The following is a 24,171-nucleotide window of genomic DNA, read 5'->3' as shown; positions in this document are numbered from 1 at the left end:
AGCGCTCAGCTCCGCCGGCGCGAGAGGCCGAGAAGCGCGGTGGCGAAGATGATGACGGCGGCGACGGCCGGCCAGACGGCGAGCGCTCCGTAGGACTGCAGCAGGAACGCGGAGCCGGGCACGTCGTCGCGCCCCTGCGGGCCGAGAAGGTGGGCGAGGCCCTCGCCGACCGCGAGGGCGAGGAGGGAGCCGAGGACCGATCCGCCGACGGCGGCGAGGATCCTGGCCACCACGCCGGGCAGCGCGAGGCGGAGGGCGACGACCGTGCCGACGGCGATACCGGCGGCCAGCTCCAGGCCCGCGAGGGTCAGGTCGCGCAGCAGCCACTGGTCGGCGGAGGCGGGGTCGCCGAAGAGGCGTCCCGTGGGTGCGAGGAGCCACCAGGACGCTCCGACCAGGGCGCCGAGCAGGATCGTGGATCCGAGCCACCAGACCACTCCGAGGGGAGGCACCGACCTCCGGTCCTCGGCCACGGCGTAGACCGGAGGTGGATACGTGCTTGATCCGGTGTCCGGCTCCTGGCGTGCGTACATGACTTCTACATTAACAAACCGCGCCCAGCGCGCGGCGCGCGCCTAGTGTGGTGGTGGCAGCGTAGAGGGCCGTCAGCATCGGACCGGCCATCCGCAACCGCGTTGTCCACCGACGTCGATCCCGGAGGAACCACGTGAACAACCCGAGCCCCGCACAGACAGGCCTGCAGTCCCCGTCCGAGCCTCACGGGGAGTCCTTCCGCGAGGTCTTCCGCCGTCATGCCGCAGGCGTCGCCATCATCACCGCGGTGTACGACGACGTCCCCTACGGCTTCACGGCCACCTCGGTCGCCTCGCTGTCCGCCGAGCCGCCCCGCTTCTCGTTCAACATGGCCCGGACGTCGTCCTCCTGGCCCGCCGTCGCGAACACCAACTTCGTGGGGGTCCACATGCTCAGTACGGAGAACGAGGGCCTCGCCAACCGCTTCGCGCGGACGAAGGACCGCTTCACCGGTGACCACTGGGAGCCGGGGCCGGAGGGCGTCCCCATCATCCGGGATGTCGCCGGCTGGCTCGTGGGCCGCATCAGCATGCGCCTGTCCTTCGAGAACAACGCCGTGGTCGTCGCCGAGGTCATCGCGGGGAACATCGGCCCGGACGGCGCGCCCCTGCTCTACCACGGCGGCAGCTACGGCACGCCGACGGCCACCGACTATGTCATCTGAGGACGTCCTCCCGGGGATGTCCTCCCGGGGATGACCTCCCGGGGATGTCCTGGGGATGTCCCTCACGGCAGTCGGCTGAGGCGGCGGTCCCCGGCCCCCGGAGGCCCGGCGGAGTGAGCGGGCCTCCACTCCCGCCCGTCAGGCGTCGAGGCAGGCGGGCCCGAGCAGCACCTTGAGGTCGCCGAAGAGACCCGGCGTCGGATTCACCCGCAGGTCGACGCCGAGCTTCATCACCTCGACCGTGCGGGACCCGTTCAGGCGGATCAGCACCTCGCTCGTCCCGGGATGCGTCCGCAGGACGTCCCCGAGCGCGGTCACGGCGGTCTCGGTGGCCTTGTGCTGCAGCATCGAGATCACCACGGGCCCGGAGTGTCCCTCGCTGAGGTCCGGCACCGTGAGTTCCTGCGCGTTGAGCATCACGGCGCCGTCGTCCCGGCGCTGCAGGCGTCCGCGGACCACCACGATCAGGTCCTCCGCCAGGACCGCCGAGATGGGTCCGTACACCTGCCCGAAGAACATGACCTCCATGGATCCGGCGAGGTCCTCGACCTCGGCCCGCGCGTAGGCGTTGCCGCTGTTCTTGGCGATCCTCCGCTGCAGGGAGGTGATCATGCCGGCGATCGTGACGATCGCGCCGTCGGCCGGTCCCTCCTCGCTGATGATCGAGGGGATGGACGAGTCCGCGTGCTGGCTGAGGATCCCCTCGAGGCCCTGCAGCGGGTGGTCCGAGACGTACAGCCCGAGCATGTCCCGCTCGAAGGACAGCTTGTCCTTCTTGTCCCACTCCGGCAGGTCGGGAACCTCGACGGACAGGCCGCCCACCGCGTCCGGGCCGTCGTCGAACGCGCTGAAGAGGTCGAACTGGTTGGCGGCCTCGTTGCGCTTGAGGACGATCACGGAGTCCACAGCCTCCTCGTGGATCATCGCGAGGGCCCGGCGGGGGTGCCGGAGCGAATCGAAGGCGCCGGCCTTGATGAGCGATTCGATGGTGCGCTTGTTGCAGACGACGGCGGGCACCTTCTGCAGGAAGTCGCTGAAGGACGTGAAGGCGCCCTTCTCCTCCCGTGCGCCCACCATGGCTCCCACGACGTTCGCGCCGACGTTGCGGATGGCGCCCATGCCGAAGCGGATGTCCTTGCCGACCGGGGTGAAGTTGACGCTCGACTCGTTGACGTCGGGCGGCAGCACGGTGATGCCCATGCGGCGGCACTCGTTCAGGTAGATCGCCAGCTTGTCCTTGTCGTCGCCGACGCTCGTCAGCAGCGCCGCCATGTACTCCGCGGGGTAGTGCGCCTTGAGGTACGCGGTCCAGTAGGACACGAGCCCGTACGCCGCGGTGTGGGCCTTGTTGAACGCGTAGTCGGAGAAGGACTCGAGCACGGTCCACAGTTTGTCCATGGCCGCCTGGGAGTAGCCGTTGGCCTTCATGCCCGCAAAGAAGTCCGCCTGCTGCTTGTCCAGCTCGGACTTCTTCTTCTTGCCCATGGCGCGTCGGAGCATGTCCGCCTGGCCGAGCGTGAAGTTCGCGAGCTTCTGCGCGGCCGACATGACCTGCTCCTGGTACACGATGAGGCCGTACGTCCCGCCGAGAATCTCCTCGAGCGGTCCCTCGAGTTCGGGGTGGATCGGCTCGATGTCCTGCAGGCCGTTCTTGCGCAGCGCGTAGTTCGTGTGCGAGTTCACGCCCATGGGCCCCGGCCGGTACAGCGCCAGGACGGCGGAGATGTCCTCGAAGTTGTCGGGGCGCATGAGCTTCAGCAGGGAGCGCATGGGCCCGCCGTCGAGCTGGAAGACACCGAGGGTGTCCCCGCGTGCCAGGAGTTCGTAGGACTCCTTGTCATCGAGCTCGAGGTCCTCGAGGACGAGGTCCACGCCCTTGTTCGCCGTGATGTTCTCGACGGCGTCCGTGATGATCGTCAGGTTCCTCAGGCCGAGGAAGTCCATCTTGATCAGTCCGAGCCCCTCGCACGTGGGGTAGTCGAACTGGGTGATGATCTGGCCGTCCTGCTCACGGCGCATGATCGGGATGATGTCGATCAGGGGGTCGGAGGACATGATGACGCCCGCCGCGTGCACGCCCCACTGGCGCTTCAGCCCCTCGAGGCCGAGGGCCGTCTCGAAGACCTTCGCGGAGTCGGCGTCGGTCTTGAGGAGCTCCCGCAGTTCCTCGGCCTCGGAGTAGCGCTTCGCGTCCTTGTTGTGGACGTCCGCGAGGGCGAGGCCCTTGCCCATGACGTCCGGCGGCATCGCCTTGGTGAGGCGCTCCCCGGTGGAGAACGGGTAACCCATGACGCGCGAGGAGTCCTTGAGGGCCTGCTTGGCCTTGATGGTGCCGTACGTGACGATCATGGCCACGCGCTCGTCGCCGTACTTCTCCGTCACGTAGCGGATGACCTCGGAGCGGCGGCGATCATCGAAGTCGACGTCGAAGTCGGGCATGGACACGCGCTCCGGATTGAGGAACCGCTCGAAGATCAGGCCGTGCTTGAGGGGATCGAGGTCGGTGATGCGCATGGCGTACGCCACCATGGAGCCCGCGCCGGAGCCACGGCCCGGGCCCACCCGGATGCCGTTGTTCTTGGCCCAGTTGATGAAGTCGGCCACCACGAGGAAGTAGCCCGGGAAACCCATCTGGGTGATGACGCCGACCTCGAACTCCGCCTGCTTGCGGACGTCGTCGGGCACGCCTGCCGGGTAGCGGTACTGCAGCCCGGTCTCGACCTCCTTGACGAACCAGGACTGCTCGTTCTCGCCCTCGGGGACCGGGAACCGCGGCATGTAGTTGGCCTTGGTGTTGAAGTCGACGTCGCACCGCTCGGCGATGAGCAGCGTGTTGTCGCAGGCGTCGGGGAAGTCCCGGAAGATCGCCCGCATCTCGGCCGGCGACTTGAGGTAGAACTCGTCCGCGTCGAACTTGAACCGCTTGGGATCGGCGAGGGTGGATCCCGACTGCACGCAGAGCAGCGCCGCATGGGCCTTGGAGTCCTCGGCGTGGGTGTAGTGCAGGTCGTTGGTGGCGACGAGCGGCAGGCCGAGCTCCCGGGCGAGCTTGATCAGGTCCGCCTTGACGTTGCGCTCGATGTCGAGCCCGTGGTCCATCAGCTCGCAGAAGTAGTTCTCGGCGCCGAAGATGTCGCGGAAGTCCGAGGCCGCCTGCTTCGCCTCGTCGTACAGGCCGAGGCGGAGCTTCGTCTGCACCTCGCCGGACGGGCACCCCGTGGTCGCGATGAGGCCCTTGCCGTAGGTCTGGAGGAGGTCGCGGTCCATGCGGGGCTTGTAGAGGTAGCCCTCGAGGGACGCCAGCGAGGACATCCGGAACAGGTTGTGCATGCCCTCGGTGGTCTCGGACCACAGCGTCATGTGCGTGTACGCTCCGGCGCCGGAGACGTCGTCGCGCCCGCCGCCGCCCCACTGGACACGCGTGCGGTCGTTCCGGGCGGTCCCCGGCGTGAGGTACGCCTCGACACCGATGATGGGTTTGATGCCGGCGCTCTTGGCCTTGCTCCAGAAGTCGAAGGCGCCGAAGACGAACCCGTGGTCCGTCGTGGCGAGGGCGCTCATCCCGAGTTCCTCGGTGTGGCTGAACAGGTCCGTCAGGCGGGCCGCGCCGTCGAGCATCGAGTACTCGGTGTGGTTGTGGAGATGGACGAACGGGTCGGTCGATGCAGGAGTAGCCACCGGACAAGTCTAGTGCGCCGGTGCCCGGGGAACCGTCGCGGGACTATCCTCCGAGGTGGGCCCGGCGTGTCACACGAGGCCCCTGGACAGCGCGGTCAGGGCGTACGCCAGGTCCACGGGATAGGGGCTCGTGACCGAGACCGGCTCGCCGGTCCTGGGGTGGGCGAAGCCGAGCCGGTGGGCATGCAGCCATTGCCGCGTGAGGCCCAGTTCGGCGGCCAGGCGCGGGTCCGCGCCGTAGGTGAGGTCGCCGGCGCAGGGGTGCCGGAGCGCGGAGAAGTGCACGCGGATCTGGTGTGTGCGGCCGGTCTCGAGGTGCACCTCCACGAGGCTCGCACGGCCGAACGCCTCGAGCACCTCGTAGTGGGTCACCGAGTCCCGGCCTCCCTCCATCACGGCGAAGCGCCACTCGTGGTGGGGATGGCGTCCGATCGGGGCGTCGATGGTCCCCGCGAGCGGCTCGGGAAGGCCCTGCACGACGGCGTGGTACACCTTGTCGACCGTCCGCTCCTTGAAAGCACGCTTCAGCGCGGTGTAGGCGGGCTCGGTCTTGGCGACGACCATGGCGCCCGAGGTACCCACGTCGAGCCGGTGGACGATGCCGACGCGCTCGGGCGCGCCCGACGTCGAGATCCGGTACCCCGCGGCGGCCAGGGCGCCGACGACCGTGGGTCCCACCCAGCCCGGGGACGGGTGCGCGGCGACGCCGACCAGCTTGTCCACGACGACGAAGTCCTCGTCGTCGAGCAGGATGCCCATGCCATCGACGGCTTCGGGGATCACGCGGTGCTTGTCCTCGGGATCCGGCAGGTCCACGTCGAGGCGGTCGCCGGCGTGGACGCGGTCCGACTTCGCGAGGCGGGCCCCGCCGCGCAGCACCCTGCCGTCGGCGCACCACTGGGCGACCGCCGATCGGGAGACGCCGAGCAGGCGTGCGAGGGCCGCATCGGCGCGGCTGCCGCCGTCGGACTCCGGGACGACGACCTCCTGGTGCTCATCGGCCATCGCCGTCACGCTCCCCGGTCCTGCTCTCCGGAGCGTCGGCTGCCCGCCCGGCGTTAGCCTGCGTGTCCGAGCTGCGCCTTCCGTCCATGCCGATGCCACGCAGGGTCAGGATGCAGATGAGCACCACTCCGCTCACGACGGCCGAGTCCGCGATGTTGAAGATGGCAAAGTTCGGCAGCGCGATGAAGTCCACGACGTGACCCTGGCCGAACGAGGGTTCCCTCAGGAGCCGGTCCGTGAGGTTGCCGAGCGCCCCGCCGAGGACCAGGCCGAGCGCCACGGACCAGCCCCAGGAGGCGATGTTCCGCACCTGCAGCGCGATGGCGACGGCCACGACCACCATGATGATCGTGAAGACCCAGGTGTAGTCCGTACCGATCGAGAAGGCCGCTCCCGGGTTCCGGATGAAGCGCCAGTTGAGCAGGGGCGGGAGCACGGGGATGACCTGGCCCTCGCTCATCGTCGACACCACCCAGGCCTTGGTCAGTTGATCCATCACGTAGGCGGCGAGCGTGCAGAGGAGCATGACGACGCCGTACCGGGCCGGGACCCGGCGGGCATGGCTCCGCCCCGGGGTCGCGCCGACGGCCGCCGCGCCGTCCGCGGTCCCCCGGCCCGGGGATGCAGGTTCCGGGCCGGCTGCGTCCGGGCTGCCGGGCCTCGGCGCGGAGTCCGGGGACCGGGCATCCCCGGAGTGGGTCTCTCGGGCCTGGGCATCCCGGGACTGCGACTTCCGGGACGGGGCATCCGGGACGGCGGACGCTCCGGCCTGCGGCTCGGGTGCGGGTTCGGCGGGCTGGTGCTCGTTCACGATCTGTCCAAGGTGTAGGTGCTGAAAGGGTGTGCCGCGGGAGCGGCACGAACGGCGGAAGGGCCGGTCCCCGGGGTGTGTGCCCCCGGCAACCGGCCCTTCTCCTGCTGCCCGGCCGGAGCCGGGCGGGACGTCCTGCTAGGAAGCCGCCGCGTCGGTCGCGAGGGAACCGCGGGCGTCCAGATCGCGCAGCTGGCCTTCGATGTAGGCCTTCAGGCGGGCGCGGTAGTCGCGCTCGAATCCGCGCAGCTGCTCGACAGTGCTCTCGAGCACTGACTTCTGGTCCTCCAGCTCGCCGAGGATCGTGCGGCTCTTGTCCTGGGCGTCGTTGACGAGGCCGTTGGCCTCGAGCTGGGCCTCGGCGATGATCTTGTCACGCTGCTCCAGCCCGGCGGTGACGTACTCGTCGTGCAGGCGCTGTGCCATGGCGAGGACTCCGGCGGCGGACTCGGCGGTGCCGGTCGACGCTGCGGGGGCGGGCGCCGGTGTGGGCTCTTCGACGTCGGCGGCGACCTCCGGCAAGTTGTCCTCGGCGGGGACGTCGTCGGTCTTCGTGCTGGCGGCGACCGGTGACGGTACGGCGGTCGTCGGGGAGACGTCCGAGGAGCCTCCCGCGGCCTTGCGCAGCTCCTCGTTCTCGGCGTTCAGGCGGCGGAGCTCGACGACGATCTCGTCGAGGAAGTCATCCACCTCGTCCTGGTCGTAGCCTTCGCGGAACTTCGTCGGCTGGAACCTCTTGTTGACAACGTCTTCTGGCGTCAGAGCCATATGGTCACCTCATACTGATAGGAGCCGGCCCGCCTGCTGGCGGGGCCGAGCTGCGGTACCGGACTGTGGACATGAACCGCTGGACTCACGTCGAACTGGAATTCAGCGTATATCTTCTGGAACTTCATCATGAAACGGACGGGGACGCTAGGTTGCGAGGCCCGCCGACACCGACATGAGGATCAGTACCAGGATGAAGAGCACCAGGAACGCGAGGTCGAGCTGCACGCCGCCCATGCGCAGCGGCGGGATGAGCCGGCGGAGGCCCTTGACCGGCGGATCGGTGACCGAATAGACGCCCGAGGCGACCACGAGGGCCAGCTTCTGCGGCCGCCAGTCGCGCGCGAACCCCTGGACGGCGTCGTAGATGATCCGCAGGATCAGGGCGAGCTGGAACAGCATCAGTACCAGGTAGATCAGGGCAAATACCAAACTCACAGAGCGGTTCCAGTCCTTCGGGCCTTGATGGGTCGGACGCGACCGTGACGGCCGCTGGGCTCAGCTCTGGTTGAAGAAGCTGGTCTGCGCTTCGCTGGCCTTCAGGTCCTCACCGAGGACTTCAATATACGACGGCGACAGCAGGAACACCTTATTGGTGACCCGCTCGATGCTGCCGTGGAGACCGAACACGAGTCCGGCCGAGAAGTCCACGAGACGCTTCGCGTCGGCCTCCCCCATGTCGGTGACGTTCATGATGACCGGGATCCCGTCGCGGAAGCTCTCGCCGATCAGCTTGGCGTCGTTGTAGGAGCGGGGGTGGATCGTGGTGATCTGGCGCAGGGCGGCGGAGTCCTCGCGGGACGACGGCGCGCGCTTGATCGGTGTGACGGGGGCACGGTATTCCTCGGCGGGGGCTACCCGGGCGGCAGGAGCCGGCTCGAGATGGCGTTCGTCGCGGTCGTAATCCACTGAATAGTCCTCGTTCCTGCTGGGCGCGCTTTTCGCTTCGGGCTCGTAGTGCTCGTCACCGTCGGCGAGCCCAAGGTAGATCATTGTCTTGCGCAGTGCGCCAGCCATGGTGACTCCTGTCTGAGAGAGAGTGGATCGTGGACTCCGGGGGCGTGCCGCATGCCGCACCCGGCTACCTGTCGTGCCGCCGTTACAGCCTCGACGCTACCCCACGGCCGGACGCGGACCGAGGACATCAGAACCAATCCGCAGGTGTGTCGCCCCTGCCGCGACGGCCTCCTCGAGGTCCCCGCTCATACCCGCCGAAACGGCCGTGGCGGACGGGTCGACGGCCCTCACCGAGTCGGCGATGCGGAGCAGCCGCTCGAACGCCGCTGCGGGCGGTGTGCCGAGTGGTGCCACGGCCATGACGCCGGCGAGCCGCAGGCCCGCGGTGGCCGCAACGGCCTCGGCCAGTGCAGTGGCCTCGCCGGGAAGCGCTCCTCCCCGACCGCCCGGGGTGGCCTCGGCATCGAGCGTGAACTGGAGGAAGCAATCGAGGTCGTCCCGGGCTCCGAGGCCGGCCGCTCCCCGCCGTTCCTGCTCGGCCGCAACCGCCCTGCCCAGCGCCGCGACCAGCGCGGCGCGATCCACCGAGTGCACGCTGTGCGCATAGCGGACCACCGACTTCGCCTTATTGGTCTGCAGTTGACCGATGAAGTGCCATGCCAGGGGGAGGTCGTCCAGCTCGGCCGCCTTGGCGGCGGCTTCCTGGTCCCGGTTCTCCCCGACGTCCCGGACGCCGAGGTCCGCGAGGATGCGCAGGTCGGAGGACGGGAAGTACTTGGTCACCACGATGAGCTCCGGTTCCGTCCGCCCCGCGGCCTCTGCCGCCGTCGCGATCCGCCTCCGCACTGCACCGAGCCGGGCCTCGAGGTCCCGCGCCCGGATGCCGTCGTGCTGCACGGGTCCGTCCGCGGTCACGCCCGCCACACCAGCCCGGCGAGGCGGCCGGCTCCCGGTTCGCGGCGATGGGAGTAGAGCGCGGGATTCTCCAGGGTGCAGGACGCCCCCCGTACCGGTTCGACCCGGACGGACGACTGCTCGAGCTGGTGCCGGACCGCTGCGGGCAGGTCGAGCGCCGGCGTGCCGGTCCTTGTCCGGGCTGCAGCCTCCGGAAGGCTACGTGCCATGGCGCGCATCATGTCCTCCGGGACCTCGTAGCAGGCGCCGCAGACGGACGGCCCGATCCAGGCGGACAGGTCGCTCGCGCCCAGGCTCCGCAGGGAACGCACGGCGCCACCGATGATCCCGTTGCCGACACCGGCGCGACCGGCATGCACCACGGCCGTCGCGCCGGTACCGCCGTCCGCGGGCGATGCGTCGGCGAGGACGATCGGCACGCAGTCGGCGACGAGCACCGCCAGCGGCTCGGTCCCGCGCGGGGAGATCATGCCGTCCGCGTCGGGCACTCCCTCCCCTCCACCCACGACGGCGACCCTGTCGGAGTGGGTCTGGCTCATGAAGCGCAGGGATCCCGGGGCGACCCCCATGTCATCCTCGAGGCGGCGCCGGTTGCCACGGACGCCGTCCGGGTCGTTCCCCACATGGAGGGCGAGGTTGCCCGCGCCGGCAGAGGTGAAGGCCACCCGGAGCCCCGGACGCACCTCCTCGTTCCAGTAGAACGGGGACGTGCGCCCGCGACCTGCGGCCGGCTGCATGAACGGCCGGACTACTTGAGGAAGTCGGGCACGTCGAGGTCGTCCGAGCGTCCGGCGGACAGGTCGGGCTCCACGATGGCAGGAAGGTCCACGTCGAAGCCCGAGTCGGCGGGCACGGCCTGGATGTTCTGCGCACGCTGCTGCGACCATGCGCCGAGGCCGGCGGTGGCTGCACCGGCCATGCGGTGCTGGTCTCCGCCGACACTCGGCGCGACGGCCGGCCTCGACGCGGGAGTAGCGGCTGCCACCGGCTGCGAGGTGGCGTCGACCTGGTCGAAGCCCGCCGCGATCACGGTGACGCGCGCTTCGTCGCCGAGCGCGTCGTCGATGACCGCACCGAAGATGATGTTCGCCTCCGGGTGCGCGACTTCCTGGACGAGGCGCGCGGCCTCGTTGATCTCGAAGAGGCCGAGGTCGGAGCCACCCTGGATCGAGAGCAGGACACCGTGGGCGCCGTCGATGGATGCTTCGAGCAGCGGCGACGCGATGGCGAGCTCCGCGGCCTTGACGGCACGGTCCTCACCGCGTGCCGAGCCGATACCCATGAGCGCCGAGCCGGCGCCCTGCATCACGGACTTCACGTCGGCGAAGTCGAGGTTGATCAGGCCCGGGGTGGTGATGAGGTCGGTGATGCCCTGCACACCGGAGAGCAGCACCTGGTCCGCCGAGCGGAAGGCGTCGAGCATCGAGACATTGCGGTCGCTGATGGACAGCAGCCGGTCGTTCGGGATGACGATGAGGGTGTCGACCTCCTCGCGGAGGGTGTCGATGCCGCTCTCGGCCTGGTTGGATCGACGGCGTCCCTCGAAGGTGAACGGGCGCGTGACCACGCCGATGGTGAGGGCGCCGAGCGAGCGCGCGATGCGGGCGACGACGGGGGCGCCGCCGGTACCCGTACCGCCGCCCTCTCCTGCTGTGACGAAGACCATGTCCGCCCCGCGCAGGACTTCCTCGATCTCCTCGGAGTGGTCCTCGGCGGCGCGACGGCCTACCTCCGGGTCGGCGCCGGCACCGAGGCCGCGCGTGAGTTCGCGTCCGACGTCGAGCTTCACGTCGGCGTCACTCATGAGGAGCGCCTGGGCATCGGTGTTGATGGCAATGAACTCGACGCCGCGGAGTCCCACCTCGATCATGCGGTTGACGGCGTTCACGCCGCCGCCGCCGATGCCGACGACCTTGATGACGGCCAAGTAATTCTGAGGTGCTGCCACGTCCTGTGTCCCTTGTTCGAATCTGTGTGCTGTACGGGGGCTGCCGGTGATCCGGCTTCAACCTTTACCCGAAAAACGTTAACGTTCAGGTTGAGAGTTAACGTTATGTCAAGTAACTTCTATGTTTGACGCTAGGTGCAAGCGTTCCGCGTTGCAATGACCGAACGCCGCGTGTCGGCATGTCGCTCGCTGCCCGCCTCCTTAAGGCTAGACTTCCGTCCGGCCTCCGATGACCACGGCCTGCTTCGTTCCGGCCTCACCGCGTGACCGGACGGTCGGGGGTGCTCACGTCGAATTCCTTCACCGGCGGGTCCGTGGCGCGCATCGCTAGCAGCGCCTCGAGCACCTTCGCCTTCTCGGCGCTGCGCTCGGCGCTCCCCCAGAAGATCTTCTGGTCCCCGGACAGCGACAGCTGGATCGAATCGACACTCCTGGCCGATGCGCTCCTGAGCCGTGACAGGACGGGGACGGGCAGCTCGGCCAGGACTGCGGTGATCGAGGAGAACACCTCTGAGTTGACCGCCTCGGTCCCGCCGTCGATCAGCGGCAGCTTGACCTCCTCGCGCCGGGCGACGTTCGACAGCTGGCGCCCCTCGGAGTCGATGAGCACGAACCCGCGTCCGCTCTGCAGCACCGCGACCGGCACGCGCTCCTCGATCGAGACAACGAGCGTCGACGGCGGCTCGGCCGCGATCTCCACGTCCTCGATGGGCGCCTTGTCGGCCAGCAGGTCGCGCACCTGGTCCGGCGAGATCCGCGTCAGCGACGTCCCCATCAGCGGAGCGAGCGCCGTGTCGACCTCGGTCGTAGGCACCAGCGAGTTGCCCTCGACCACGACGGTCCGCAGCGCGAGCGCAGGCGAGAAGACGGCGTACGCGACGACGCCGCCCAGGCACAGCAGCACCGCGGTGATCACGAGGACCGCGTTGCGCACCCGGTGCGTCCTCCGTGGAGCCGGGAAGTCGAGGATCGTGCCCCGCGGCAGCGGACCGTCCGCCCGATCGAGCAGTGAGACCTTTCCGCTCACCCGGTCCGCGGCCCGCGTGACGGGAGGCTTCCTCGGTGTCACTCCCCGGCCGCCGATGGTCCGGGTGAGGTGGAGCGCTCCCGCAGCAGGCCGACGAGCTGGACACCGTACTGCGTGACGTCCCCCGCGCCGATGGTGAGGATGATGTCGCCGGTCCGTGCGTGGCCCGTCACCGTGCGCAGGGCTTCGGCAGGGTCCTCGCTGTACGCCGCGCCTGCGCCGGGCATGAGCTGCGTGATCGTCCAGCCTCCTACGTCGTCGACGGGGTCCTCGCGCGCCGCATAGACCGGGAGCACGGTCGCGGTGTCGGCGAGGGCCAGCGCGTCGGCGAAGCCGGCGGCGAATTCCCGGGTGCGCGAGAAGAGGTGCGGCTGGAAGAGGACATGCACCCGATGCTCCCCCGCCACCGTCCGGGCCGCGGTCAGCGCCGCCTGTACTTCCGTCGGGTGGTGCGCGTAGTCGTCGAAGACCCGGACGCCGTCGCCCTCTCCCCTCGCCTCGAAGCGGCGCGCTGCGCCGGAGAAGGAGGACAGCCCTGCTGCTGCGACGGCCGGGTCGACGCCGAGTTCCAGGGCGACGGCGAACGCCGCGGCGGCATTGAGGATGTTGTGGCGGCCCGGGACGCGGAGCTGGAGCTCCTGCTGGGCGTCGAGGCCGTCGACGAGGAAGGAGAGCAGGCTGACGGTGGTGCTGCCGGCAGCCCTGGTCCCGCTGATCCGAATGTCCGCCGTCGCGGCATAACCGTAGGTCCGGACGCGGCGTGCCGCGGGGACGCCTGCGGCGAGTGCTGCAGCCCCGGCGTCGTCGGCGCAGGCGACGAGGAGCCCGTCCTCGGGAAGGCGCTGGGCGAACTCCCGGAAGGCCGAGTGGACGGCGTCTGCGGTGCCGTAGTGGTCGAGGTGGTCCGCTTCGACATTGGTGACGACGGCGATGCCCGGCGTGTAGTTCAGGAACGACCCGTCCGACTCGTCGGCCTCGGCCACGAATACGTCTCCCCCGGTCCACTCGGCGTTGACGCCGAGGGCGGCAACGTCCCCGCCGATGGCGAAGGACGGGCGGAGCCCGGCGCTGCGGAGCAGCACGGTGATCATGGCCGTCGTCGTCGTCTTCCCGTGCGTGCCCGCGACGGCGATGGCCTGCCGTCCGGTCATCGCGGCTGCGAGTGCCTGGGAGCGGTGCAGGACGGGGAGTCCGCGGCGGCGGGCCTCGGCGAGTTCCGGGTTCTCGTCGCGGATCGCCGAGGAGACGACGACCGTCCCTGCCTCGGGGACGGCTTCGGCGGAATGGCCCGTGGTCACGGCCGCGCCGAGCTCCGCCAGCGCGCGGAGGCCCCGGGACTCGGCGGCGTCCGACCCGGACACGCGCAGGCCCTGGCCGAGGAGGACCCTCGCGACGGCCGACATCCCTGCGCCGCCGAGTCCGATGAAGTGCACGGGTTCCTGCAGCCCGGCAGCGCGTGCCGGGGCGGTGCTGCTCGTTGCGATGCCGCTGCCTTCCATTCCGCCCGATGTCCGGGCCGTCGTCGTTGCCTGGTTCCCGAGGGCCGATACCGCCGGGCCTGCCGCCTCGTGCCCGGTGGTCATCGCCCGGCTCCCGCCGCGGCGAGGACCAGATCGGCCATCCGCTGGTCCGCGTCGCGGACGCCCTGCGCGTGCGAGGCCGCTGACATCCCGCCGAGCCGCACGGGGTCGGTGACGAGCGTCAGCACGTTCTCCCGGATCCACCGCGGGGTGAACGCGGCGTCATCGACCAGGACGGCTCCGCCGGACTCCACGAGTCCCGCGGCATTGAGCCGCTGCTCCCCGTTGCCGTGCGGCAGAGGGATGAGTACGGCGGGCAGGCCCACCGCGCTGATCTCGCTCACGGTGGCGGCACCGGCACGGGCGATGAGCAGGTCGGCTGCTGCGTAGACCCGCTCCATCCCGTCGACGAACTCGACCTGGTGGTAGCCCGGCGTCGCCAGCGGGGCGTCGTCGTCGCCGGCCACCTGCTTGCCGCGCCCCGTGATGTGGAGGACCTGCACCCCGGCGGCGGTCAGTTCGGGGACCGCGGCGGCGAGGGAGCGGTTCAGGCTCGCCGCTCCCGACGACCCGCCCGTCACGATCAGGGTCGGACGGTCCGGCTCGAGTCCGAGCGACGCGCGGGCCTGGGTCCGGGCTGCTGCGCGGTCGAGATCCGCGATGCTCCTGCGCATCGGCATGCCGACGAGGACCGCATCGGCGAGTCCCGTCCCCTCGAACGCGACGGCGACGCGTGCCGCGATCCTGGCCCCTACCCTGTTGGCGATGCCGGGGCGCGCGTTCGCCTCGTGGATCACGACGGGCACGCGACGCGTCCAGGCCGCGAGGTAGACCGGGGTGGAGACATACCCGCCCACGCCGACGACGACGTCGGCCGCAGCGTCGGACAGGATCGTGCGTGCCTGCCGGACGGCGCGTACGAGGCGGACCGGGAGCTTGACGAGGTCGGTCGACGGTCGCCTCGGCAGAGGCACGCGGTCGATCGTCCGCAGCTCGAACCCGGCGGCGGGGACCAGGCGCGTCTCCATGCCTGCCTCGGTCCCGACGGCGGTGATGCGCGTTCCGGGACGCTGCTCGAGAATCGCCCCCGCGATGGCGAGAAGCGGGCTGACGTGCCCGGCCGTCCCGCCACCCGCGAGGACGACCGACACTGGGCGGTCACCCGGGCGGTCACCCGGGCGGTCAACCGCGCGTTCGCCTGTGGGTTCAACCGTGCGTTCAGGGGGGGATGTCATGAAAGGATGTGGCTTCTTCCGGAGGTGGTGGCAGGGGCGCCTGCCGGGACGGACGCGTGCGGGGTCTTCCGCGCGAAGGACAGCAGGACGCCGACGGCGGCGAGCGTGAACGTCAGCGCGGAGCCGCCGTAGGAGATGAAGGGCAGCGGTACGCCGATGACGGGCAGCAGGCCCGTGACCATGCCGATGTTGACGAAGGCCTGGCCGATGATCCAGACGAGGATGGACGCCATGAGGATCCGCACGAAGGGGTCGGTGTAGCGCAGCGCCACCCGGATGGTGGCCACCGCGAGGATGCCGAACAGGAGCACGACGACGAGGGTGCCGATGAGCCCGAATTCCTCGCCGATGATCGCGAAGATGAAGTCGTTGTGCGCTTCCGGGATCCAGTTCCACTTCTGCCGGCTCTGTCCGATCCCCACACCGAACCAGCCGCCGGAGGCCATGGCGAACAGGCCGTTGTTCGACTGCAGGCAGAGGTCCGCGCCGTCGTCGCAGTTCAGGCCCAGCCACGCGCTGATGCGCCCGCCGCGGTTGGAGCTCGTCGCCACCATCAGGAGGGACCCCGCCAGCGCGACCGCTCCGGCGAGGGAGAACAGCTTGAGCGGCGCACCCGCGAAGAACAGCGCCGCTCCGGCGATCATCATGAGGACGAGTCCGGTTCCGAGGTCCCCGCCGATGAGGACGAGGCCGATCGGCAGGCCGCCGAGGGGCAGCGCCGGGATCATGGCGTGCTTCCAATCCCGGATGAGTGCCTTCTTCCGCTCGAGCACGGCGGCGAACCAGAGCGCCAGTGCGAGCTTCGTCGGTTCGGACGGCTGGAAGGTCTGGGAGCCGATGCGGATCCAGTTCTTGTTGCCGTTGATCTCCACGCCGATCACGAGCACCAGGATCAGCAGCGCGATGGCGATGCCGAGGCTGGGCCACGCGAGTGCCTTATAGGCGCGGGGGCCGAGCCTGGACAGCACGAGCATCAGGACGAGGCCCGCACCGGCCCAGATGGCCTGCTTGAGGAAGAGGTCGAAGGTGTGCTTGCCCTCGGAGATGGCCTCGACGGACGAGGCCGAGAGGACCATCATCAGCCCGATGGCGGTCAGCGCGAGGGCCGCACCGAGAATCAGGTAGTAGCTCGACCCGGAAGGGGCCCGGTCGGAGCCCTCGAGGAAGGTCCAGCCGCGCTTCACCAGAGCACGGATGCCCATGCCTGCCTGCCCGGAGCCGGTGGGGTGCTCCGCCGTCGCCGGCCCGCCGGGCTTGATGGTCCGCGCCCTGGCGGCGGCACTCCCGGCGGTCGTGCTGCCCGCGGGAAGGGCGTTGCCGGGGCCGGCGGTCCTGCCCGTCTCCTTGGTCCGGACCGGCCGGACGGAGGGCTTGCGTCCTCCGGGCCTGGTTGGGGTGGCCACCATTACGACTCCTTCGCGGTTGTCCCCTGTCCGCCACGTGCACCGACGGCCGCCATGAAGGCGGCACCCCTGTGCGCATAGGAGGAGAACTGGTCCATAGAGGCAGCGGCCGGAGCCATCAGGACCGTGTCGCCGTCCCGGGCGAGACGCCCTGCTTCGGCAACGACCCACTGCATCAGGGAATCGCCGGTCACCGGATCGGACGACCCGTCGCCGCTCCCCTGTCCAGTGTGAAGGCTCGGGTGGAGGGAGACCGGAACATCGGGTGCGTGTCGGGAGAGGGTGCCCAGGAGCGGTTCCGGGTCCTCGCCGAGGAGCACGACGGCCCGGAGACGCCGTGCGTGGGTCTTCACGAGGTCGTCGTAGGAGACTCCCTTGGACAGCCCGCCGGCGATCCAGACCACGGAGGAGAACGAGGCCAGCGACGCCGAGGCCGCATGGGGATTGGTGGCCTTCGAATCATTGATCCAGAGCACTCCCCCCTCGTTCGCGACGACCTGGATCCGGTGGTCCCCCGGCTGGAAAGCCCGGATGCCGTCGCGCACTGCCGACGCCGGTATGCCCGCGGCGCGGACGAGGGCCGCAGCGGCGAGGGCGTTGGCCACCAGGTGCCGCGGGACGACCTCCCCGAGCTCGCTGACGGAGGCGAGCTCGGCGGCCGAATCCTTACGCTGTTCGATGAAGGCGCGGTCCACGAGCAGGTCCTCGACGACGCCCATCATGCTGATGGACGGCATGCCGGTCGTGAAGCCGACGGCCCGGCAGCCCTCGACGACGTCGGCCTCCTCGACCATCGCCTCCGTCTCGCGCTGCTCGACGTTGTAGATGCAGGCGATCTTCGTCCGCTCGTAGACCGAGGCCTTCGCGGCGAGGTAGGCCTCGTAGCTGCCGTGCCAGTCCACGTGGTCCTCGGCGATGTTGAGGCAGACGCTCGCGAGCGGCGAGAGGGAGTGGGCCCAGTGCAGCTGGAAGCTGGACAGTTCGACGGCGAGGAACTCGTAGCCCTGGGGGTCGCGGATGACGTCGAGGATCGGCGTGCCGACGTTGCCTGCCGCGACCGCCCGCTTCCCGGCGGCGAGGAGCATGGACTCCGTCAGGCCGACGGTGGTCGTCTTCCCGTTGGTCCCCGTGATCGTCAGCCATTCGGCGGTCGGGCGACCCTCGCGGATGCGCACGCGCCACGCGAGCTCGACGTCGCCCCAGATGGGCACGCCGGCGGCTGCGGCCCGGGCGAGGAGCGGCTGGGTGGGCGGCCAGCCGGGAGAGGTCACGACGAGGTCGGCCTGCTCGCCGTCGACGAGCGGCAGGGAGGCGGCGGAGTCCGGGCCGAGCAGCACGGCATGCGCTCCGACGATGCGCAGGGTGTCGGCCTTCGCCTCGTTCTCCTCGGTAACACCGCCGTCCACCACGACGACGACGGCGCCGAGCTCGATCAGCGTGTCGGCCGCGGAGAAACCGGACGCTCCGATGCCGGCGACGACGACCCGCAGGCCTGCCCAGTCGGCATCCCAGGTGGTCAGGTCCCGGACGCGCGGCGTCTCCCAGGGAGGGGCACCGGTGGTGCCGTCTGCTTCGCTCATCCGACGACCCATTCCGCGTAGAAGATTCCGAGTGCACTGGCTACGAAGAGCCCGGCGAGGATCCAGAACCGGACGACCACCGTGACCTCCTGCCAGCCCTTGAGTTCGAAGTGGTGCTGCAGGGGTGCCATCTTGAAGACGCGCTTGCCGCCCGACAGTTTGAAGTAGCCCACCTGGATGATCACGGACAGCGTGATCATCACGAACAGTCCGGCCAGGATCACCAGGAGGAGCTCGGTGCGGGTCAGGATCGCGAACCCGGCGATCGCGCCGCCGATGGCCAGCGAGCCGGTGTCGCCCATGAAGATCTTCGCGGGTGAGGTGTTCCACCAGAGGAAGCCGATGAGTGCTCCGCACATGGCGCCGGCGATGAGCGCGAGATCCAGCGGGTCCCGCACTTCGTAGCAGACGCTTCCCGCCCCGGGCGAACCGCAGTTCTGGTTGCTCTGCCAGATACCGATCAGGAGGTAGGCGCCGAAGACGAGGACAGATGCGCCGGCTGCCAGCCCGTCCAGGCCGTCGGTGAGGTTCACGCCGTTGCTCGCCCCCGTGATGATCAGGTTGGACCACACGACGAAGAGGATCGCCCCGGCCAGTGTTCCGGCGAATGCCAGGTCGATCGGGGTGTCACGGATGAACGAGATCGCGGTCGATGCCGGGGTGCGTCCGGCGTCGTCGGGGAACTTCAGGGCCAGGACGCCGAAGGTCACACCGACGGCGGTCTGGCCGATGATCTTGGCCGGTGCGCTCAGGCCGAGGCTGCGCTGCTTGGAGATTTTGATGAAGTCGTCGGCGAAGCCCACCAGTCCCATGCCCGCGGTCAGGAACAGCAGCAGCACCCCCGACGCGCTGGGGCCTCCCACCGTCGAGCCTGTCGCCATCATGAGCAGGTGTGTCAGGAAGTAGGCCAGGAGCACCGATCCGACGATCACCGCCCCACCCATCGTGGGAGTGCCGCGCTTGGTGTGGTGGGCCGTCGGACCGTCGTCGCGGATGAACTGGCCGTACCCCTTCGTCACGAGGAACCGGATGAAGAGGGGCGTGCCGACGAGGGAGAAGAAGAGTGCCGAGGCCGAGGCTATGAGGAGTGCGATCACGGCTGCTGGGCCTTTCCGGAAGCGTCGGGTGCACTGCCGGCTTCGAGGTGTGCGGTCTTGGAGGCCGGATCGTCGTCCGGGGTGTTCCCCGGCGGCCCGTCCGGGGCGTCACCCTGGCTGCCGGCCGGCGCCGGCAGGGCCCGGGCCACCCGATCCCCGAGGAAGCGCAGTCCTGCGCCGTTCGAGGACTTGAGCAGGACGATGTCACCGGGCTCCAGCTCGGCGGCGAGCAGCCGCTCGGCGGCCTCGACGTCGTCGACGTGGACGGCCTCGCTGCCCCAGGAACCCTCGAGCACGGCGCCGTTGAACAGCGCCCGGGTATTGGGCCCCACGCAGATGAGCTTCGAGATGTTGAGGCGCACCACCACGCGGCCCAGGAGGTCGTGCTCCTCGATGGAGCGGTCCCCGAGCTCGAGCATCTCCCCGAGCACCGCCCAGGTCCTGCGGCGTCCGCGGCCGAGTTCGGCGAGCGTGCGGAGCGCCGCACGCATCGACTCGGGATTGGCGTTGTAGGCGTCGTTGATCACGGTCACGCCGTCGGGGCGCTCGGTGCGCTCCATGCGCCAACGGCTCGCCGCGGCCTGCGCCCGGAGGCTCGACGCGATGCGTTCCGGGGCGCAACCGAGCTCGTAGGCGACGGTCGCCGCCGCGAGCAGGTTCGTCGTGTGGTGCAGGCCGAGGAGCGGCGAGACGACGTCGTGCTCGCTGCCGTCGGGGAAGACCAGCAGGAAGGAGGGGTTGCCGTCGGCGGTCGTGGTGCTGTTGCGCGCCCGGACGACGTCCGTGTCCGCCCTGAAATCGTCGGTCGACGTGAAGAAGGCGGTCCGGGCCCGGGTACGCCCCTGCATCCCGAGGACGCGCTCGTCGTCGGCGTTGATCACGGCCGTGCCGGACGGCGCGAGGGCCTCGAAGAGTTCGCCCTTGGCCCGGGCGATGTTCTCGACCCCGCCGAACTCGCCCGCGTGCGCCGATCCCACGCCGAGCACGACGCCGACGTCGGGCTGGACGAGCGAGGCGAGGTACGCGATGTGCCCAGGCTTGGTGGCGCCCATCTCGATGACCAGGTACCGCGTGTCCCACCCTGCTTCGAAGACGGTCAGGGGAACCCCGACCTCCCCGTTGTAGGAGCCGCGCGGCGCGACCGTCGGCCTCTCGGCCGCCAGGATGCCGGCGAGCAGGTCCTTGGTGGTGGTCTTCCCCGCCGAGCCGGTGATACCGATGACGGTCACCTCTCCGTTCCCGCGGAGCCGGCGGACCGTCTCGGCGGCCAGCTCGCCCATCGCGAGGACGGCATCGGGTACGACGACGGCGGCGAACGGCGTCCCGTCGGGCCGGGAGACCTCGCGCTCGGCCAGCGCCAGGACGGCGCCGCGTTCGAAGGCCGCTCCCAGGAAGAGGTGCCCGTCGGACTCCTCGCCGGGCTTGGCGACGAACAGGGACCCGGGCACGCACTCGCGGGAATCAGTGGCTGCGGAGGTGACGATGATGGAGGAGGTTCCGGCTCCCACCAGGACACCGCCCGTGAGTGCCGCGATCTCGGCTGCGCTGAATTCAATCATGACGGTTCAGGACTCTATCCCGGAGGTGGAAAGCACAGAGAATCCGTGCCTTGTCAACGCGGACCGCAATTCGACGCGGTCGTCGAGGGACAGGTTCACGCCCTTCACTTCCTGCCATACCTCGTGGCCGCGCCCGGCGATGATGATGGTGTCGGCGGGCGTCGCGAGGGCGACGGCACGGTCGATGGCATCGGCACGCGGGAAGACCTCGAGCACCTCGCAGTCGAGCCCTTCCTCGCGGACTGCCGTATCCGCGCCCGACCGGACGGCGGCCCGGATGACGGCGTCGTCCTCGTCGTGCGGGTCGTCATCCGTCACGATCAGGATGTCCGAGAGCCGCGCGCCCACGGCACCCATGATGGGGCGCTTCGTCTCGTCACGCTGGCCGGTGGCCCCGAACACGCTGATGACCCGACCGCCCGGCCGGCGTACCGAGGCGAGGGTCCGCTCGAGGGCGTCGGGGTTGTGCGCGAAGTCGACGATCGCCGCGGGATCCTCGCCGATGAGCTGCATGCGTCCGGGCACTTCCGTGGTGAAGGGATCGTGCGCGTCCAGCGCGCGCTGGACGTCCTCCACCGGGACGCCCGACGCGAGGACCATGACCGTCGCGAGGGCTGCATTGGAGATGTTGAACGTCCCGGGCAGGCCGGTACGGACGCGGAGGTGTTCCCCCGTGCTCCCCGCCAGGACGAACGCGTGGCCGAGGCCGCTCGGTTCGACGCCGGTCACCGTCCAGTCCGCTGCCGGCCCTCCCCCGTCCTCGCCTGGGCCGGTCCGCACCGTCAGGACGGGCACGTCGGCCACGTCGGCCAGCCTGCGCCCCCACACGTCGTCGACCAGCACCACGGCGCGGCGGCAGCGCTCCTTCGTGAAGAGTGTGGCCTTGACGGCGAAGTAGTCCTCCATGGTGCCGTGCAGGTCCAGGTGGTCCTGCGTGAGGTTGGTGAAGCCGGCGACGTCGAAGCGCACGCCGTCGACCCGCCCGAACTCGAGTGCGTGCGAGGAGACCTCCATGGATGCCGCATCGAGGCCCCGCTCCCGCATCAGTGCGAGGAGGGAGTGCACCTGCGGCGACTCCGGCGTGGTGAGGGCGCTGGGGATGGCGCCGGCACCGGCGCGGATCTCGATGGTGCCGATGAGTCCGGTGGTCCTGCCGAGCGCCTCGAGGAGTGCATTGAGAAAGTAGGTGGAGGTGGTCTTCCCGTTCGTCCCGGTGATGCCGAACAGGGCCGGAGGGGCACCTGCCGAGTCGTCCTGGCGACCGGAGAAGATCTCGCGGGCGAGCGGTCCCACAGCGTTCCGGGGATCGGGGACGACGACGACCGGCGGCATCCGCAGATCGCCGGCCCCTCCACGGTCCGCCTCGGCCACGATGCGGGCGCCCGACTCGTCCGTCAGGATCGCGAGTGCGCCTGCCCGGACGGCCTGCACCGCGAACTCGGCGCCGTGGCGGGTCGCGCCGGGCAGGGCTGCATAGACATCGCCGGGGAGGACCGACCGCGAGTCGATGGTGATGCCGGTGACGGTGGGAAGCCCGCCCTGCGCCGTCGGACCGGCCGGCACGCCGGCGGCTGCGAGGGCCGCCGAGAGGTCGACCGGGTGTGGGGCGCGCGGCCGCATCAGGGAGGCGGGGGCCCCCTGCGAGGTGTTCAGTTGCACGGTGCTGTGGCCTCCGGGTCAGTATTCGACCGGGTAGATGTCCGGCTTCGCCGTCGAGGCCGGAACGTTGTTCGAGTTGAGGACCTGCTGCATGACCTTCTGGAAGGACAGGCCGGGAATCAGGTAGTACAGGTCACCCTGAGGACGCTGGAGCGTGACCACCACGACGTACTTGGGATCCTCGATCGGCGCGATCCCGGCATAGGACAGAGTGTAGCCGTCGTAGCCGCCGGTGGCGCCGGGGGCCTCGGCCGTGCCGGTTTTCGATCCGACCCGGTACTGGTCGAGCTCGCCGGACTTGCCGGAGCCCTCCTCGGTGACCGTCTCCAGCATCTTCCGCGTCTCGGCCGCGGTCTCCTCCGACACGACCCTCGTGCCCTCCGCCTCGGGCACCTTGTGCTCGGTGCCGTCCGGGTCGATGTAGGCGTCGATCAGGCGGGGCTGCAGGCGGACGCCGTCGTTCGCGATCGTCTGGTACACCATCGCCGTGTGCAGGGCGGTCTGCGTGAGGCCCTGCCCGAAGAGGACCGTGTACTGCTGGCGGTCGTCCCAGCTGTCCGGCGTGGTCAGCAGGCCCTGGTTCTCCTCGCCGAGTCCCGTGCCGAGCGGCTCACCGATGCCGAACTTCTTGAGCCAGTCGTAGCGCTCCTGCTTGGTCAGCTTCTGCCCGATCTGCACGGTTCCGGTGTTCATCGACTTCGCCAGGATACCGGCGGCCGTCCGCTTCTCCTTCCCGTGCTCCCACGCGTCCTTGAACGTCTGGTCGCCCACCGTGTAGCGGTTCTCGAGGACGAACTTCGACGTCGGCTCGATGAGTCCCTGCTCGAGGGCTGCCGCCATCGTGATGACCTTCGTCGTCGAGCCGGGCTCGAAGGAGGCGCTGACGGAGTTCGGGCTGCGCTTATCGGCCGGTGTCGTCTCGGGATCGTTCGGGTCGAGCGTCGTCGACTCGGCCATCGCCCGGATCGCGCCGGTCTCCGTCTCGACGACGACGATGTTGCCCCATTCGGCGTCGTAGTCCTTCACCTGGGAGGCGATGGTCTGCTGCGCGAACCACTGCAGGTCCTGGTCGATCGTGAGGCGTACGCTCTCACCGTCCACGGCCGGCACGTCCTCGTTGGTCGCGTAGGGGATGCGGATGCCGTCACCGCCGATCTCGAAGGTGCGGCTGCCGGCCTCTCCGGTGAGCTGGTCATCGAGGGAGACCTCGAGCCCGGACCGGGGGGCGCCGTCCGCGCCGACGTACCCGATGACGGACCCTGCGACCGGGCCCGCCGGGTAGGTGCGCACACTGGTCTTGTCGGCGTAGACACCCGGGATGCCGACGGCCAGGGCGCGGTTCTTGACCTCCGGGGTCACCGACTTCGCGACGTAGTTGAAGCTCTTGTCACCCATGATGGAGCCCTTGAGGGTCTCCGCGTCGATGCCGAGGACGGCCGAGAGCTCGGCGAAGCCCTGGTCGATCGGGATGTCCGTCTCACGCTCGTCCGCGTCGGGGACGCTGCGGTCGAATTCCTCGACGGCGCTCAGGCGCTGGTCCACGACGATGTCGTAGCGCTCGACACTCCGGGCGAAGTACTTGCCGTTCATGTCGACGATGGACCCGCGGATCGGCTGCACGGCCGTGCTGGTGAGCCGTTTGGACAGGCCCGCCTGCGCCATCCCGTTGAGGTCGAGCGCCTGCAGCTGGAACAGGCGCACGCCGAGGACCAGGAGGAGCACGAGGACGAAGGCCAGCCCCACGCGGAGCCGGGTCGAGCCGAGGGCCAGGCGCAGGCTGTCAGGGCTGCCGGTGCGTGCAGGGGTCACGG

The 24,171-nt window shown here is 69.9% G+C and carries 20 protein-coding genes; 1 reads left to right on the top strand and 19 read right to left on the bottom strand.

Translation table 11 applies throughout. From position 1 onward, the window contains the following. Window positions 1–5 precede the first annotated feature (5 nt). Window positions 6–533, bottom strand: a complete 528-nt coding sequence (locus ACX80H_RS15765; protein ID WP_459314347.1) for a hypothetical protein — start codon at window positions 531–533, stop codon at window positions 6–8. 134 nt (window positions 534–667) lie between these two features. On the opposite strand from ACX80H_RS15765, the gene ACX80H_RS15760 reads away from it, so the two are divergent. Further along, window positions 668–1,198 (top strand): flavin reductase family protein, encoded by a 531-nt coding sequence (locus ACX80H_RS15760; protein ID WP_459314346.1) that lies wholly within the window; start codon window positions 668–670, stop codon window positions 1,196–1,198. Window positions 1,199–1,336: 138 nt separating this feature from the next. Here ACX80H_RS15760 and dnaE read toward each other — a convergent pair whose 3' ends face one another. The 18 genes from dnaE to ACX80H_RS15670 all read right to left on the bottom strand — a co-directional run bounded on the left by dnaE (window position 1,337) and on the right by ACX80H_RS15670 (window position 24,169). Continuing rightward, the gene (dnaE, locus tag ACX80H_RS15755; protein ID WP_459314345.1) at window positions 1,337–4,876 is read right to left on the bottom strand and encodes a DNA polymerase III subunit alpha; all 3,540 of its coding nucleotides are present in this window, start codon (window positions 4,874–4,876) and stop codon (window positions 1,337–1,339) included. Window positions 4,877–4,945: 69 nt separating this feature from the next. Further along, a complete protein-coding gene (locus ACX80H_RS15750; RefSeq protein ID WP_459314416.1) occupies window positions 4,946–5,881 on the bottom strand; it encodes an RluA family pseudouridine synthase in 936 nt (311 codons plus the stop codon). Next, complete coding sequence (gene lspA, locus ACX80H_RS15745) at window positions 5,871–6,407, bottom strand: signal peptidase II (protein WP_459314415.1); 537 nt, start codon at window positions 6,405–6,407, stop codon at window positions 5,871–5,873. The genes ACX80H_RS15750 and lspA overlap by 11 nt, the downstream gene beginning before the upstream one ends. A gap of 423 nt (window positions 6,408–6,830) precedes the next feature. Beyond that, window positions 6,831–7,460, bottom strand: a complete 630-nt coding sequence (locus ACX80H_RS15740) for a DivIVA domain-containing protein (protein WP_459314344.1) — start codon at window positions 7,458–7,460, stop codon at window positions 6,831–6,833. Window positions 7,461–7,607: 147 nt separating this feature from the next. Then, window positions 7,608–7,898 carry a YggT family protein gene (locus ACX80H_RS15735; RefSeq protein ID WP_459314343.1) on the bottom strand — a complete coding sequence of 97 codons (291 nt, stop codon included), beginning with the start codon at window positions 7,896–7,898 and terminating at the stop codon, window positions 7,608–7,610. A 60-nt stretch (window positions 7,899–7,958) separates the two neighbouring features. Then, window positions 7,959–8,477, bottom strand: a complete 519-nt coding sequence (locus ACX80H_RS15730; protein WP_459314342.1) for a cell division protein SepF — start codon at window positions 8,475–8,477, stop codon at window positions 7,959–7,961. A 96-nt stretch (window positions 8,478–8,573) separates the two neighbouring features. Continuing rightward, window positions 8,574–9,341 carry a YggS family pyridoxal phosphate-dependent enzyme gene (locus tag ACX80H_RS15725; protein ID WP_459314341.1) on the bottom strand — a complete coding sequence of 256 codons (768 nt, stop codon included), beginning with the start codon at window positions 9,339–9,341 and terminating at the stop codon, window positions 8,574–8,576. Beyond that, the gene (locus ACX80H_RS15720) at window positions 9,329–10,069 is read right to left on the bottom strand and encodes a purine nucleoside phosphorylase YfiH/LACC1 family protein (RefSeq protein WP_459314340.1); all 741 of its coding nucleotides are present in this window, start codon (window positions 10,067–10,069) and stop codon (window positions 9,329–9,331) included. The genes ACX80H_RS15725 and ACX80H_RS15720 overlap by 13 nt, the downstream gene beginning before the upstream one ends. A gap of 11 nt (window positions 10,070–10,080) precedes the next feature. Continuing rightward, window positions 10,081–11,280: a cell division protein FtsZ gene (gene ftsZ / locus ACX80H_RS15715; protein WP_459314339.1), complete on the bottom strand. Its 1,200-nt coding sequence runs from the start codon at window positions 11,278–11,280 to the stop codon at window positions 10,081–10,083. Window positions 11,281–11,536: 256 nt separating this feature from the next. Beyond that, a complete protein-coding gene (locus ACX80H_RS15710; protein ID WP_459314338.1) occupies window positions 11,537–12,307 on the bottom strand; it encodes a cell division protein FtsQ/DivIB in 771 nt (256 codons plus the stop codon). Between the two features lie 38 nt (window positions 12,308–12,345). Beyond that, window positions 12,346–13,710 (bottom strand): UDP-N-acetylmuramate--L-alanine ligase, encoded by a 1,365-nt coding sequence (gene murC, locus ACX80H_RS15705; RefSeq protein ID WP_459314414.1) that lies wholly within the window; start codon window positions 13,708–13,710, stop codon window positions 12,346–12,348. Between the two features lie 176 nt (window positions 13,711–13,886). After that, window positions 13,887–14,978: an undecaprenyldiphospho-muramoylpentapeptide beta-N-acetylglucosaminyltransferase gene (murG, locus tag ACX80H_RS15700; RefSeq protein ID WP_459314337.1), complete on the bottom strand. Its 1,092-nt coding sequence runs from the start codon at window positions 14,976–14,978 to the stop codon at window positions 13,887–13,889. Window positions 14,979–15,058: 80 nt separating this feature from the next. After that, on the bottom strand, window positions 15,059–16,468 hold the full coding sequence (ftsW, locus tag ACX80H_RS15695) for a putative lipid II flippase FtsW (RefSeq protein WP_459314336.1): 1,410 nt from the start codon (window positions 16,466–16,468) through the stop codon (window positions 15,059–15,061). Next, complete coding sequence (gene murD / locus ACX80H_RS15690) at window positions 16,468–18,045, bottom strand: UDP-N-acetylmuramoyl-L-alanine--D-glutamate ligase (protein ID WP_459314335.1); 1,578 nt, start codon at window positions 18,043–18,045, stop codon at window positions 16,468–16,470. Before murD ends, ftsW begins: the two co-directional genes overlap by 1 nt. Beyond that, window positions 18,042–19,142, bottom strand: coding sequence for a phospho-N-acetylmuramoyl-pentapeptide-transferase (mraY, locus tag ACX80H_RS15685; protein ID WP_459314334.1), 1,101 nt, complete (start codon window positions 19,140–19,142; stop codon window positions 18,042–18,044). The genes murD and mraY overlap by 4 nt, the downstream gene beginning before the upstream one ends. Next, window positions 19,139–20,701, bottom strand: coding sequence for a UDP-N-acetylmuramoyl-tripeptide--D-alanyl-D-alanine ligase (locus ACX80H_RS15680; protein ID WP_459314333.1), 1,563 nt, complete (start codon window positions 20,699–20,701; stop codon window positions 19,139–19,141). Before ACX80H_RS15680 ends, mraY begins: the two co-directional genes overlap by 4 nt. Window positions 20,702–20,707: 6 nt before the next feature. Beyond that, the gene (locus tag ACX80H_RS15675) at window positions 20,708–22,321 is read right to left on the bottom strand and encodes a UDP-N-acetylmuramoyl-L-alanyl-D-glutamate--2,6-diaminopimelate ligase (protein ID WP_459314413.1); all 1,614 of its coding nucleotides are present in this window, start codon (window positions 22,319–22,321) and stop codon (window positions 20,708–20,710) included. Between the two features lie 57 nt (window positions 22,322–22,378). Continuing rightward, the gene (locus ACX80H_RS15670; protein WP_459314332.1) at window positions 22,379–24,169 is read right to left on the bottom strand and encodes a peptidoglycan D,D-transpeptidase FtsI family protein; all 1,791 of its coding nucleotides are present in this window, start codon (window positions 24,167–24,169) and stop codon (window positions 22,379–22,381) included. Window positions 24,170–24,171: the final 2 nt, after the last annotated feature.

This window comes from Arthrobacter pasteuri, from assembly GCF_054510955.1.
The sequence above is the reverse complement of the archived record's forward strand: the minus strand, read 5'-3'. Positions and strand labels throughout refer to the sequence as shown.